Source organism: Pseudomonas sp. St316, assembly GCF_018325905.1.
In the GTDB taxonomy this organism is placed as follows: Bacteria; Pseudomonadota; Gammaproteobacteria; order Pseudomonadales; family Pseudomonadaceae; genus Aquipseudomonas.
The window spans coordinates 1,154,648-1,168,900 of record NZ_AP021901.1 but is presented as its reverse complement, the minus strand read 5'-3'; the positions used below and the strand labels follow the sequence as shown (position 1 = coordinate 1,168,900).

The following is a 14,253-nucleotide window of genomic DNA, read 5'->3' as shown; positions in this document are numbered from 1 at the left end:
GCGGTCATAGGCTGTATCCCTAGCAATCAGGCTTTCACCCTTGCCGACTCGACCTCCCTCCTTCCCCCGCCTTTACCTGGGCTGCGCCGGCTGGTCGCTGCCCCGAGAGCACTGGCCGGCCTTTGCGGTCGACGGGACTCATTTGCAACGCTATAGCAGCCGATTCCCGGCCGTGGAAATCAACAGCTCGTTCTACCGCCCTCACCGTCCCGCCACCTATGCAAAGTGGGCAGCCAGCGTGGCCCGGGATTTTCGTTTCTCGGTCAAAGTCCCCAAGCAGATCACCCATGAACGGCGACTGATCGACTGCGAAGGACTTGTGGATGAATTCCTCGGGCAATGCTCGCAACTGGGAGAACAGCTGGGTTGCCTGTTGATTCAGTTGCCACCGTCGCTGGCCTTCGATGCCGCAGTGGCCGGGGCGTTCTTCAAGGCCTTGCGGGACCGTTATCAGGGTTACGCAGTGCTTGAGCCGCGACACCCGAGCTGGCTCGTACCCCAGGCCGCAGCGATGCTGCAAGACGAATGCATCGGCCGTGTCGCCGCCGATCCGTCACCCTTGCCCGGCGGCGATCAACCCGCAGGCTGGTCCGGCATTCGCTACTACCGCTTGCACGGTTCACCACGAATTTACTACTCAGCTTACGAAGACGCCTGGCTGGAACGCCTCGCCCGAACGTTGCAAGCCGACCCCGACACACCGACCTGGTGCATCTTCGACAACACCGCCAGCGGCGCCGCGACGAGCGATGCCTTGCGATTGCTGGACCTGATGCACCACTGAAACCCGCCACCGACAACAAATGGTCAGCTGCTACCGGTCCGACCGTGACAACACCGCCCGCGTCCAATAGATTAGGCGACCGGAAAAAAGCTCAATGCCTTTCTCGCCTCATCCCGCTAACAGAAGTAGTGAAATTTCAATGTCCGATTCCAACACCGCTGAATCCGTAATCACCCTGTCGTCCAAAGCGGAATACGAAAACTCCATCAATCTTTCACAGCATCTGCCCCAGGCCAAAAGCATCAGTGAGATGGTTCTCGATGCGTTCCAGTCGAACCGCGAAAGCGACCAGATCCGCGAACTGCGCAATGCCATCCGTCAGGCTCACGATGCGTTCGACGACGACAAGGCCTACGAACTGATGGGCCAGCTCAAACAACTCAAGGACGCCGAAGCCGCCGATTTCGCGGCCCTGGAAGACCTGAGCAGCCGCTTTCCGATCAGCCGTATTCTCTCCAGCTACAAGGACGACCCGTCGTTCCAGGAACTGGTCTACGGCCTGGCCCTGAAAGTACTGAACCAGACCCACCAGGCCATCAGCAACCCAAGCGGCAGCAAGGGCAAGGCCTCGCGGGCCAAGAAGGAAGCCGACGTGTTTGTCATCAGCAAGGACGGCATCAGCGTCACCCTGCCCCTGCGCACACCACGCTCCAAGCCGAACGTCGACCGCGAAGCCTTCGAGTTCCTGGGCTTCAATTTCGTAGGCGAAGGCGACGAAGCCGAGCTGGAGAGCGAAACCTTCCTGGACAATGACGGCACCGAACAACAGGCCACCCGCAAAAGCATCGTCACCGCCCTGCAACAGCAAAAGGCCTTCGACGGCTACAGCATCGCCCAGCAATAACACCAAAGTCGATCTACCCCTGTGGGAGCGAGCTCACTCGCGATGGCGCCAGCAGGCTCAATATCCTTGCAAGCGGACACACCGCTATCGCGAGCAAGCTCGCTCCCACAGGGATGTCGTCAATGTCCGACATGGCGAGCATGAAAAAGCCCCGCGCTTCTCTCGAAGGCGGGGCTTTTTTTACAGCGTCTGAAGCTTAAGGCGCGTAGGTGAGCAGCAGCTCACTCGGCACCTTGAAGTCCAGGGACATCATCACGCTCAGCGCGGTGATGGTGAAGATCGAGAACACGAACAGCTTGCGTGCCCACACCGTGTCATCCACCGCCTTGTAGCCGGTCCAGGCCATGTACAGCCAGTACATGCCCATGGCGGCAGCGACGGCGAGGTAACTCATGCCGGCGTAGCCGCTGAAGGTCAGCATCAAGGTCGCCACGAGGAAGGCCAGGATGTAGAGCAGGATGTGCTTCTTGGCCACCCGGATGCCGCGCTTGACCGGCAGCACCGGAATCGAGGCCGCCAGGTAGTCGTTGAAGCGGAAGATCGCGATGGCGTAGGAATGCGGCATCTGCCACAGGCTGAACATCACCAGCAGCGTCAGCGCAGCCATGTCGAAGCTGTTGCTCACCGCCACATAACCGATCACCGGCGGCATCGCCCCCGACAGGCTGCCCACCAGCGTGCCGTGGACCGACTTGCGCTTGAGGTACAGGCTGTAGAGGCCAACGTAGATGACAAAACCGATCACCGCGAACAACGCCGCCAACGGGTTGGCGACCCAGTACAACAGCGCGACACCGGCCACGCCCAGCACCGTGGCGAACGCCAGGGCCAGTTGCACCGGAATCAGGCCCTGGACCAGCGCGCGGTTCTTGGTGCGCTCCATCTTGATGTCGATGTCGCGGTCGATGCAGTTGTTGAACACACAACCGGACGCGACCACCAGGGACGTGCCGATCATTGCCGCCAGGAAGATGGCCAGATCGACATGCCCTTTGGAGGCCAGGAAAAAACCGCCTGCCACAGAAAGCACGTTACCGAAAATGATCCCCGGCTTGGTGATTTGGATAAAGTGCTTCAGGGACATCCGGACTTTCCTCAGTGCGCCATCATGTTGGTGTGGATGCTGAACATGATCCACAACGACAGGCCAACCAGCAGGACAATCACGATCGCAGCAAAGACAAACGCGACCACGTTGTTACGTTGGGCGGCGGAGCGGTCCAGGTGCAGGAAGTACACCAGGTGCACCAGTACCTGGACCACGGCGAAGATCAGGACGATCCACAGGGTCAGGCTCTTGGGCAGCGATGGGTACATCACCAGGCCGAACGGGATGACGGTCAGGATCACCGACAGGATGAAACCGATGGCGTAGGACTTGACGCTGCCGTGGCCGGCGTCGTGGCCATCATGGGAATGTGCGTTAGCCATTTACAGGGTCCCCATCAGATAAACAACGGTGAATACGCAGATCCACACCACGTCCAGGAAGTGCCAGAACAGGCTCAGGCAGCTCAGGCGCGTCTTGTTGGTGGCGGTCAGGCCGTTTTTCTGGACCTGGTACATCATGATCGCCATCCAGATCAGGCCGCTGGTCACGTGCAGACCGTGGGTGCCGACCAGGGTGAAGAACCCGGACAGGAAGCCGCTACGGTTAGGGCCGTAACCCTCGGAGATCAACATGTGGAACTCGTTGATCTCCATGCCGATGAAGCCGGCACCGAACAGGAAGGTCATGGCCAGCCAGCCCAGGACCTGGGTTTTCTTGCCCTTGAACAACGCCAGCATGGCGAAGCCGTAGGTAATCGAGCTGAACAGCAGCAGCGCGGTTTCGCCCAGTACGTACGGCAGTTCGAAGATGTCGTGGCCCGATGGGCCACCGGCGACGTTGTTAACCAGCACCGCGTACGCTGCGAAGATCGACGCAAACAGAATGCAGTCGGTCATCAGGTAGAGCCAGAAACCGAATACGGTCATCTCGCCCGAGTCGTGGTGATGGTCATCGTGCCCATGGTCATGACCATGGGCGTGTCCAACAGTGGTCACTAAGTTCGACATGGTTTAAGCCTGTTCCAACGAGGTTTCAACACGGGTGGCGGTGGCAGGGACTTTCCCGGCCGCTACCAGACGTTTGTGCTGCTCGGCTTCGATGCGCTCGATGACATCCACCGGCACCATGTAGCCCTGATCGTCACGGGCAGCATGGATAGCGAAATACACCACGGTGCCGACCAGGCTGGCGATGGCCAACCACCAGATGTGCCAGATCATCGCGAAACCGAACACGGTCAGCAGCGCGCCCATGACCACACCGGTAGCGGTGTTGTTGGGCATGTGGATCGGCTCGTACTTGGCCGGGGCCGGGTACGCGGTGCCGTTTTCCTTGGCTTCGGTGAACGGGTCGATGACGTCTGCTTTTGGCAGCACGGCAAAGTTGTAGAACGGCGGTGGCGAAGAGGTCGACCATTCCAGGGTATGGGCATTCCACGGGTCACCGTGTTCGCACATGTTCTCTGGCTTGTTGCGATCACGCACGCTGACGTACAACTGGATCAGCTGGCAGGCGATACCCACAGCGATCATCACCGCACCGAACATGGCGACGTACAGGTACGGCACCCACTCAGGGTTGGTGGTGGTGTTCAGACGGCGGGTCATGCCCATGAAGCCCAGTACATAGAGCGGCATGAACGCGACGAAGAAGCCGGTGATCCAGAACCAGAACGCAGCCTTGCCCCAGCCTTCGTGCAGCTTGAAGCCGAACGCTTTCGGGAAGTAGAAGGCAAAACCTGCGATGTAGCCGAATACGGCGCCGCCGATGATCACGTTATGGAAGTGCGCAATCACGAACAGGCTGTTGTGCAACACGAAGTCAGCACCCGGGATGGCCAGCAATACGCCGGTCATGCCGCCGATGGCGAAGGTCACCATGAAGCCCAGGGTCCACATGACGTGGCTGGTGAAACGCAGGCGGCCCTGATAGATGGTGAACAGCCAGTTGAACAGCTTCACCCCCGTCGGGATCGAAATCAGCATCGTCGCCAGGCCGAAGAAGGCGTTGACGCTAGCGCCCGACCCCATGGTGAAGAAGTGGTGCAGCCAAACCATGAAGCCCAGCACCGAAATCGCGCCCGAGGCGTAGATCATCGAGTGATGGCCGAACAGTTTCTTGCCGGAGAAGGTCGAGATGACTTCGGAGAAAATCCCGAACGCCGGCAGGATCAGGATGTACACCTCAGGGTGACCCCAGGCCCAGAACAGGTTCACGTACATCATCGGATTTCCACCCAGTTCATTGGTGAAAATGTGGAAATCCATGTAGCGGTCAAGCGTCAGCAGGGCCAAGGTAGCGGTCAGGATCGGGAAGGAAGCGACGATCAGGACGTTGGCCCAGGTGCAGGTCCAGGTGAAGATCGGCATGTCCATCAGCTTCATGCCCGGGGTACGCATCTTGACCACGGTGGCGAGGAAGTTGACCCCCGTCAGCGTCGTACCCAGCCCGGATAGCTGTAGCGCCCAGATGTAGTAATCCATCCCCACGCCCGGGCTGTATTGCAGGCCCGACAGTGGCGGATAGGCAACCCAACCGGTCTTGGCGAATTCGCCAACGCCCAGGGACAGGTTGATCAACACAACGCCCGATACCAGCAGCCAGAAGCTCAAGGAGTTCAGGAACGGGAAGGCCACGTCGCGGGCGCCGATCTGCAGCGGCACTGCAAGGTTCATCAGGCCGGTGAAGAACGGCATCGCCATGAAGATGATCATGATCACACCGTGGGCGGTGAAGATCTGGTCATAGTGTTCAGGCGGCAGGTAGCCCGGCGAACCCTCGGTGGCCATGGCCAGCTGGGTACGCATCATGATGGCGTCGGCAAAACCACGCAGCAGCATGACCATGGCGACGACGATGTACATCACGCCGATTTTCTTGTGGTCGACCGACGTCAGCCACTCGGTCCACAGGTAGGTCCACTTCTTGAAGTAGGTGATCCCCGCGAACAGCGCCAGGCCACCGAGTGCGATGATGGCGAGGGTCACCATGACAATCGGCTCGTGGAACGGGATCGCTTCCCAACTTAATTTACCAAACATCGTTTACTCCTCTGCCCCGGCAGCTGAATGCGAACTCATGTCCATCCCTTCCATGTTGTGGGCCAGTTCCTTCTCGTTCTTCTCGTGATGCATCGGCTTGCCCGGATTCATCCCTTCATACTTGTCGATGATGGTCTGGAACAGGTTCGGCGTAACCGACGAGTAGAGTTCGACTGGGTTGTTCTGGCTCGGTTTGGAAAGGGCTTCGTATTCAGCTTTTTCAAGCTGTTTAGGTGCCTTCTTCACATCGTTGACCCAGGCGTCGAAATCTTCCTGGGTCGTGGCGATTGCTTTGAACTTCATGCCGGTAAAACCCGCGCCGCTGTAGTTGGCGGAGATACCGTCGAGTTCGGCGTTCTGGTTGGCGATCAGGTGCAGCTTGGTCTGCATGCCCGCCATCGCGTAGATCTGGCCGCCCAGGCCCGGGATGAAGAACGAGTTCATCACGGAGTCGGAAGTGACCTTGAAGTTGATCGGCGTGTGGGCCGGGAACACGATTTTGTTGACGGTGGCGATGCCTTGCTCCGGATAGATGAACATCCACTTCCAGTCCAGCGCGACGACTTCAATGGTGATCGGCTTGACGTCGGATTCCAGCGGACGATACGGGTCCAGGGCGTGGGTCGACTTGTAGGTGACATAACCCAGGGCAATGATGATCAACACCGGAATGGTCCACACCGCCACTTCGATCTTGGTCGAGTGCGACCATTTCGGCGTGTAGGTGGCCTTGGTATTGGTTGCGCGGTACTTCCAGGCGAACAGGAAGGTCATGACGATGACCGGCACAACGACCAGCAACATCAGCAGCGTAGCGGTGATGATCAGGTTTCGTTCATCCAGGCCGACCTGGCCCTTGGGATCGAGCAGGGTCATGTTGCAGCCTCCCAGCAGCAACGTGCCGAGCAGCGGCAGCAAGCCTAGTAATCGGGGGTACCTGTTTTTACTCATCTCACGACCTCTAAAGCAGCTTGCGCAATGCAGTTGGGTTTTGATCGCCAACACTTCACCCTGCCAAGGGTTGGCATTTTTCTTGGATTGAATAAGGGCTGCCCGTCGAACGTCAGCGGCTGTTCGACACATCCTGGGCCAGCAGTGAGTTCTTATTCGTTGGTCAAAGGCCTAGTTCAAGCCCAATTCCATTTGGTGCGGATAGTTGGAGGCACCGACACCTGGGGTCGCATGGGGCGCTGGCGCCCTTCGACCACTCTCATGCTCAAGCTTGAGCCGGGTCGGAAAATCGGTGCGGGCGATTGTAGTGAGCTGACGCGCTGTAGACCATGTCTCATCCCGAAATAATTTTTATCCGATCCAGCAACAATCTCTTGCCGATACTGCAACGGGCAAGCATGTTATCGAAATTAATTCTCAACAAGAACCCCAAAAAACGTAGGTCTACTACGCCCGATTTAGACAGCTCGGGAGAATCGCCAAGAGGTTTTTTGCCTGGCAAGCGCCCAGTTTTCGGGGCTTTGAGCAACTGACGCTTCGCTGTTAAAAATGCCTGCTGCCATTGATGCGTCCCGTGCCAAAGCAGGCGTTTTTTTATTACAGGAAGAAACGCTTAATCGCCCTCGCAAAGGCCGAGCGCCTCAAGATATGTGACAACATGTCGCACATTGTCGCAGGCCATTCTTGCCCCGAATCAAGGACGACCCCGCTCGAGAGTGAAACGCAAAACGCCCCGGCTCTCCAGGAGAGAAACCGGGGCGTTTCATTGGGGTGTTTCAGCGATTCTGTTTACGGTTACGCGACACCAGCAACGGCACCAGCACCACGGTCAACACGAAGGCCACCAGTGCCCACTGGGCCAGGGACAGACCCAGGATCGGTGGGTAGGGGGTGGAGCAAAAGCCATCGACCTGAAAGCCCAGTGGGAAAATCTTCGCCAGCGGCAGGTCATCGACAATCGGTTGCAACACGTCGATGCCACAACTGACCGCGGGGAAGAACTGGGTGTACACGTGATGCCCTGCCACACCGGCACCGGCCAGGGCGCTGAGCACCACCAGGCCTTCGAAGATTGTCAGGCTGCGGCGGGTGCGCATGGCAGCACCGATGAAGGCGAAGATCGCGATCAGCAACAGCGCATAGCGTTGCAAGATACACAGCGGGCACGGCGCCTCACCGAGCGCCACCTGCATATACAGCGCACCGCCGATCAGCGCCAGGCAGATCAGCCCCAGCAGCGCCAGATAGCGCCGCTCACGGCCTAAGCGCATCATTTCCTCACTCATTGCGTTTCCCTTTGTCTGCATGGATCGACGCGCAACACGGCAACACTCGGGCGCGCGGTCGGATGCCCGAAGTCTACACGCAGACCATGACAGTGAACGAGCAGCGGGCGTCGACATTGGAAGGGAATAGACAGCAAGAAGGTTAAGTGCGGATTAATTCTGGCCAGTTGGACCCAGGATGGACCTGCCGCCGCCATCGCGAGCAGGCTCGCTCCCACAGGGGATTTGTGGCGGACGCGGATTTTGTCACCCACACAGATCCAGGGTAGGAACGGGCTTGCTCACGAAAGCGGTGGGTCAGCTTGCATCGATGTTGAATGTACCGATGCCATCGCGAGCAAGCTCGCCCCAGTTTTTTTGCGATGTTCACAGGAGTCGTGTCCAGCGCAAATCCCCTTGTGGGAGGAGCGGGCTTGCTCGCGAAAGCGGTGGGTCAGCTTGCATCGATGTTGCATGTACCGATGCCATCGCGAGCAAGCTCGCTCCCACAGTTTTTGCGATGTTCACAGGAGTCGTGTCCAGCGCAAATCCCCTTGTGGGAGGAGCGGGCTTGCTCGCGAAAGCGGTGGGTCAGCTTGCATCGATGTTGCATGTACCGATGCCATCGCGAGCAAGCTCGCCCCACAGTTTTTTTGCGATGTTCACAGGAGTCGTGTCCAGCGCAAATCCCCTTGTGGGAGGAGCGGGCTTGCTCGCGAAAGCGGTGGGTCAGCTTGCATCGATGTTGCACGTACCGATGCCATCGCGAGCAAGCTCGCTCCCACAGTTTTTTGCGATGTTCACAGGAGTCGTGTCCAGCGCAAATCCCCTTGTGGGAGCGAGCTTGCTCGCGATGACGGTCTCCCGGTTTACCGCGACCTTATTCCAGCGCCGCCGCCGGGCCGAAGAACTCGTAACGGCTCTGCTGCTCCGGCACGCCCAAGGCCTTGAGGTGGCTCTTGACGGCGCCCATGAAGCCCTTCGGCCCGAGGAAATAGGCGTCCACGTCACGTTGCTGCGGCAACCATTGCGCCAGTTGCTCCTGGCTCAACAGCCCAACCTTGTCGGCCGCCGGGCTCAAGCCGTCGTCTTCGTCGTAGCAGTAGAAGCGCTTGAGCTGCGGATGCCGCTTGGCCAGGTCGTCGATCCAGTCGCGGAAGGCATGGGCACGGCCGTTGCGCGCGCAATGAATGAAATGCACCGGCCGCTCGGTTTGCAGCGCCGCCTGCAACATGGCCAGGGTCGGGGTGATGCCGACGCCGCCACTGATCAGCACCAGCGGTTTGTCGCTGGCAGTCAGGTAGAAATCCCCGGACGGCGGGAACAACTGGATGCGGCTGCCGACGTCGAAATGATGATGCAGGTGATTGGACACCCGTCCGCCCGGCTCGCGCTTGACGCTGATACGGTATTGACCATTGTCCGCCAGGGCTGACAGTGAATAGTTGCGGCGCACTTCCTCGCCATCGAGCATGAGCTTCATGCCGATGTACTGGCCCGGCTCGGCCAACAGGATCGGGCCCTTGTCGGCAGGTTCAAAGTAGAACGAGGTGATCTCCGAGCTTTCCTGGACCTTGGCCGTCAAGATGAATTCACGCTCGCCGCGCCAGCCGCCCGGCGCCTCGGCCTTCTTCTCGTACATGCCGGCTTCGGCGCCGATCAGGATATCGGCCAACTGGTTGTAGGCGGCGCCCCACGCCGCAATCACTTCGGGCGTGGCGATCTCTGCGCCCAGCACTTCGGCGATTGCTCGCAGCAGGCACGAACCGACAATCGGGTAATGTTCCGGCAGGATCTGCAGGGCAACGTGCTTGTTGACGATCTTCGCCACCAGGTCGCCCAATTGATCGAGCTGGTCAATGTGCCGCGCATACATCAACACTCCGTTGGCCAAGGCCCGCGGTTGATCGCCACTGGCCTGGTGAGCCTGGTTGAACAATGGGCGCACCTGCGGGTATTCGGACAGCATCATGCGATAGAAGTGAGTGATCAGCGCCTCACCACCACTTTCAAGCAACGGAACGGTGGAGCGAATAATGGCGCGTTCTTCTCGACTGAGCATAGGGTGACTCCTGGCGTATGACCGATAACAGTTAGGCAAGCCTTATCAGTTTCCATGCCATAAATTTTTTACTTAAATATCAGACAGTTAAAAACAATGTAGTCATATCGACACGGCGCACCTTATAGTCGTTACGACTACATGGAGTCATTATGACCGCAACCGCCCTGCTGACCTCCCTGCTGCCACTGGTGGCCGACCTGTCCCGCGAACTGCCTGAAGGCGAACGTTATCGTCGCCTGCTCGGCACCTTGCGAACGCTGCTGCCCTGCGATGCGGCGGCGTTGTTGCGCCTGGACGGCGACTGCCTGGTGCCGCTCGCCGTGGATGGCTTGAGCACCGATACACTGGGCCGCAGATTCCGGGTCAGCGAACACCCGCGCTTCGAAACACTGCTGGCCAACTCGCAGCCCACCCGCTTCGCCGCCGACAGCGGCCTACCCGATCCGTACGACGGACTGGTCGAGGGGCTCGCCGAACATCTGGAGGTTCATGACTGCATGGGCTGCCCGCTGTTCGTCGACGAACGGCCCTGGGGCCTGCTGACCCTGGATTCACTGGACCCGGAGCGCTTCGAGCCCATTGACCTGAGTGCCCTGCAAGCCTTCGCCAGCCTCGCCGCCGCCACGGTCAGCGCCGCCGAGCGCATCGAGCGCCTGGCCCTGAAGGCCGAAGACGAGCACCGCCGCGCCGAGGTCTATCGCCAGGCCAGCGGCCAGCAACCTCGCGACATGGTCGGCCAGAGCAAGGTCCATAAGCGCCTGGTGGAAGAGATCACGCTGGTGGGCAGCAGCGACCTGACGGTATTGATCACCGGCGAAACCGGCGTGGGCAAGGAATTGGTCGCCCAGGCCATCCATGCCGCGTCGAAACGCGCCGAGCAGCCACTCATCAGCCTCAATTGCGCCGCCCTGCCCGATACGCTGGTGGAAAGTGAACTCTTCGGCCATGTACGCGGTGCCTTCACCGGGGCCACGAACGACCGGCGCGGCAAGTTCGAACTGGCCGACGGCGGCACCTTGTTCCTCGACGAAGTGGGTGAGTTGTCCCTGACCGTCCAGGCCAAATTGCTGCGCGTGCTGCAAAGCGGTCAACTGCAACGCCTGGGCTCGGACAAGGAACACCGGGTCGATGTGCGCCTGATCGCGGCCACCAATCGCGACCTTGCCGAAGAAGTGCGCAACGGCCGTTATCGGGCCGACTTCTACCACCGCTTGAGTGTGTACCCGTTGCAAGTGCCGGCGCTGCGTGATCGCGGACGGGACGTACTGCTGCTCAGCGGGTTTTTCCTGGAGCAAAACCGTTCGCGCATGGGCCTGGGCAGCCTGCGCCTGACCAGCGACGCCCAGGCTGCACTGCTGGCCTACGACTGGCCGGGCAATGTGCGCGAACTGGAACACCTGATCGGGCGTAGCGCCCTGAAGGCCTTGGGCCGGTGCGCGACGCGCCCGAAAATTCTCAGCCTCAGTGCCCAGGACCTGGATTTGCCCCAGGCCCCTGTGGATAACCCCACACCTTCGTCCACCAGCCCGGCACCGACCATGGCGCAGGTGACGGGGGACTTGCGCGAAGCGGTGGACGAGTTCCAGCGCCAGCTGATCGCCGCCTGCCTGGAGCGTCACCAGCACAACTGGGCCAGCGCCGCCCGGGAGCTGGGCCTGGACCGGGCGAACCTGGGACGGATGGCCCGGCGGCTGGGGCTCAAGTAACCTATTTCTCTGTCACGGGCCGCTCTTGTGGCGAGGAGATTCATCCCCTCGCCACAGATAAATCCCCTCGCCACAAGGTGAGTATCCGCAGGCCGCCTACTCGAAATTGACTGTCGACAGCTTTCGCCCTAAAGCCTGTCCCCAACAAGTCGATAACCCAATATCACAAGCTGTTCTGGCGATCGGTATGCTCGCCCCACCTTTTTCCACAGAAGGTTTTTATGTCTTCCAACAAAGCCCGCGCAGATTCACTTTCGCTTCTGCTGTTTACCTTGCGCAGCGGCAAGCTGATGGCAATCAACCTGCTCAAGGTCAGCGAAATCATTCCCTGCCCACCATTGACCAAGCTGCCGGAGGCGCATCCGCACGTCAAAGGCATCGCCACCCTGCGCGGGACATCGTTGTCGGTGATCGACCTGAGCCGCGCCATTGGCGAGCGGCCGCTGGAAGACCCGGATGGTGGCTGCCTGATCGTCACTGACGTCAGCCGCTCCAAGCAGGGTTTGCATGTGCAGGCGGTGAGCAAGATCGTGCATTGCCTGACCACCGACATCAAACCACCGCCCTACGGCTCCGGCGGCGTGCGTTCGTTCATCACCGGCGTGACCTCGGTGGACGGCACGCTGGTGCAGGTACTGGACATCGAAAAGGTCATCCATGGCATCGCACCGGCGCAGATCGAAACCGCGCCGACCGAACTGAGCATGGAAGACGCCGAGGTCCTGGGCAACGCCCGGATCCTGGTGGTCGATGACAGCCAGGTCGCACTGCAACAATCGGTGCACACCCTGCGCAACCTGGGCCTGCAATGCCATACCGCCCGCAGTGCCAAGGAAGCCATCGATTGCCTGCTGGAGCTGCAGGGCACCGCGCAAGAGATCAACCTGATCGTTTCCGATATCGAAATGTCGGAAATGGACGGCTACGCCCTCACCCGGACTCTGCGGGAAACGCCGGACTTCGCTCACCTCTACGTGCTGTTGCACACTTCGCTCGACAGCGCCATGAACAGTGAGAAAGCGCGACTGGCCGGCGCAAACGGGGTACTCACCAAGTTCTCGTCGCCCGAATTGACTAAGTGCCTGATCACAGCAGCCAAGGCCGTCACCGCACAGGGTCGTTGAAACCCACCCACGTCAATGCGGGCCGAGCCCCTGGAGGCTGCGATCCGCGCGGGCTCTGAACACTGTCCCGACCTCAGGCATACTTGCGCTCAGGTTCCCCTGAACAAGGACATTGTTGATGAAAAACCCTGCGCTGATTCTCCTCGGCCTCACTGCCGCAGTGGCCTTTCAGGCCCAGGCCTCCAGCCCCGACGCCTGGGCCGCCTACGACAAGAAAGTGCTCGCCAGTTGCCTGAAGGCCAGCAACCTTAAAGACCCCAAACCCGTCGGCACCGCCGCACAATTCGACGACCGGGTGGGCTACACCGCACTATTACTGCAAGGCCAGTACGCGCAAAAACACATGAAGGGCGCGACGGGCACCGAGCTGTGCCTCTACCGCAAAAAAACCAGGACCGCCTTCGTGACCGAATGGGACTCGATCCGCTCGACCGATGCCCCTCAATGAATGGCGCATAACTTGCTTCGCCAGGCTCATCGCGGCGTTTTTCTGTCGCCACTTCCAGCCTATTGCCTTCGGTCGATCAATGAACACAACGTTTTCCTGCGTAGGGTGCGGTAAATGCTGCACAGGCCATCACGTTCCCCTGACGCTCGACGAAGCCAGGATGTGGGCGAATGACGGCGGCCAGGTGATTGTCCTGATCGAGGCCTTCCTGCCCAATGGCCTCGGCCTGCCAGCAGCGCAACGAGAGCACGCCGAACGACGCTCGGCGGTGGTCCGTAGCGGCAAGAGCAAAGCCCTCGTGGCGATCACCTTCGCCGCTTATAACGCCGGCCCCTGCCATAATCTGAACGCCGACAACCTGTGCGGTATCTACGAACGCAGGCCTTTGGTTTGCCGCATCTACCCCATGGAAATCAACCCGCACATCCCGCTCAATACCGCCGCCAAGGATTGTCCACCGGAGTCATGGGAAACAGGGCCGCAATTGATCCTTGGAGGTCAATTGGTGGACCAGGAACTGGCCGGATTGATCGAGCGTTCACGCCAGGCCGATCGTGACGAGATCGGCACCAAGGAACGCATCTGCGCGTCCCTGGGCATCCACACCACCGCGCTCAAGGGCGACGGGTTCACCGCGTACCTGCCAGACATGAGCGCATTCGCCAACGCCATCGACCAGGTCCGCGCGCAGCCTTTGCAGCAAGAGACTGTCGAGTGGCAGTTCCACTTGTCCGGAGATGACATTGCTCGCCAAGTCACCGACAGCGGTGCGCGCGTCGTCACCGAAGCGCCGGCCAATTACGCCTTTATTTCTCTGCGGGCGGCGTAGATATCCAAAGAATGAAGTAGAGCCCCGTGGGAGCGAGCCTGCTCGCGATAGCGGTCTGTCAGCCTCCTCTATGTGACTGATGCAACGCCATCGCGAGCAGGCTCGCTCCCACAAGGGATTCGCTACATTCAATCGCTTTCCCCTC

Annotated in this window: 13 protein-coding genes; 6 read left to right on the top strand and 7 right to left on the bottom strand. The window is 59.9% G+C overall.

What is annotated here, in order from left to right; translation table 11 throughout:
* The first annotated feature begins 40 nt into the window (after positions 1–40).
* On the top strand, positions 41–784 hold the full coding sequence (locus KI237_RS05175; RefSeq protein WP_212799072.1) for a DUF72 domain-containing protein: 744 nt from the start codon (positions 41–43) through the stop codon (positions 782–784).
* Positions 785–923: 139 nt separating this feature from the next.
* Positions 924–1,628: a hypothetical protein gene (locus KI237_RS05170; protein WP_212799071.1), complete on the top strand. Its 705-nt coding sequence runs from the start codon at positions 924–926 to the stop codon at positions 1,626–1,628.
* 196 nt (positions 1,629–1,824) lie between these two features.
* On the opposite strand, the gene cyoE is transcribed toward KI237_RS05170, so the two are convergent.
* The 7 genes from cyoE to hmpA all read right to left on the bottom strand — a co-directional run bounded on the left by cyoE (position 1,825) and on the right by hmpA (position 9,998).
* The gene (gene cyoE / locus KI237_RS05165; protein WP_003178131.1) at positions 1,825–2,712 is read right to left on the bottom strand and encodes a heme o synthase; all 888 of its coding nucleotides are present in this window, start codon (positions 2,710–2,712) and stop codon (positions 1,825–1,827) included.
* Between the two features lie 11 nt (positions 2,713–2,723).
* Positions 2,724–3,059, bottom strand: coding sequence for a cytochrome o ubiquinol oxidase subunit IV (gene cyoD, locus KI237_RS05160; protein ID WP_003205394.1), 336 nt, complete (start codon positions 3,057–3,059; stop codon positions 2,724–2,726).
* Positions 3,060–3,686 (bottom strand): cytochrome o ubiquinol oxidase subunit III, encoded by a 627-nt coding sequence (locus KI237_RS05155; RefSeq protein ID WP_003205395.1) that lies wholly within the window; start codon positions 3,684–3,686, stop codon positions 3,060–3,062.
* A 3-nt stretch (positions 3,687–3,689) separates the two neighbouring features.
* Positions 3,690–5,720 (bottom strand): cytochrome o ubiquinol oxidase subunit I, encoded by a 2,031-nt coding sequence (cyoB, locus tag KI237_RS05150; RefSeq protein ID WP_212799070.1) that lies wholly within the window; start codon positions 5,718–5,720, stop codon positions 3,690–3,692.
* Positions 5,721–5,723: 3 nt separating this feature from the next.
* Positions 5,724–6,671, bottom strand: coding sequence for a ubiquinol oxidase subunit II (gene cyoA, locus KI237_RS05145; protein WP_212799069.1), 948 nt, complete (start codon positions 6,669–6,671; stop codon positions 5,724–5,726).
* A gap of 776 nt (positions 6,672–7,447) precedes the next feature.
* Positions 7,448–7,957 (bottom strand): disulfide bond formation protein B, encoded by a 510-nt coding sequence (locus tag KI237_RS05140; RefSeq protein WP_212799068.1) that lies wholly within the window; start codon positions 7,955–7,957, stop codon positions 7,448–7,450.
* An 859-nt stretch (positions 7,958–8,816) separates the two neighbouring features.
* Positions 8,817–9,998 (bottom strand): NO-inducible flavohemoprotein, encoded by a 1,182-nt coding sequence (hmpA, locus tag KI237_RS05135; RefSeq protein WP_212799067.1) that lies wholly within the window; start codon positions 9,996–9,998, stop codon positions 8,817–8,819.
* A 152-nt stretch (positions 9,999–10,150) separates the two neighbouring features.
* Between hmpA and norR the strand changes: the two genes are divergently transcribed.
* The 4 genes from norR (at position 10,151) to KI237_RS05115 (ending at position 14,108) form a co-directional block, all read left to right on the top strand.
* Positions 10,151–11,707: a nitric oxide reductase transcriptional regulator NorR gene (norR, locus tag KI237_RS05130; protein WP_212799066.1), complete on the top strand. Its 1,557-nt coding sequence runs from the start codon at positions 10,151–10,153 to the stop codon at positions 11,705–11,707.
* Positions 11,708–11,928: 221 nt separating this feature from the next.
* A complete protein-coding gene (locus KI237_RS05125; protein WP_212799065.1) occupies positions 11,929–12,831 on the top strand; it encodes a chemotaxis protein CheV in 903 nt (300 codons plus the stop codon).
* Positions 12,832–12,949: 118 nt separating this feature from the next.
* A complete protein-coding gene (locus tag KI237_RS05120) occupies positions 12,950–13,279 on the top strand; it encodes a hypothetical protein (RefSeq protein WP_212799064.1) in 330 nt (109 codons plus the stop codon).
* A gap of 79 nt (positions 13,280–13,358) precedes the next feature.
* Positions 13,359–14,108: a YkgJ family cysteine cluster protein gene (locus KI237_RS05115; RefSeq protein WP_212799063.1), complete on the top strand. Its 750-nt coding sequence runs from the start codon at positions 13,359–13,361 to the stop codon at positions 14,106–14,108.
* Positions 14,109–14,253 lie beyond the last annotated feature (145 nt).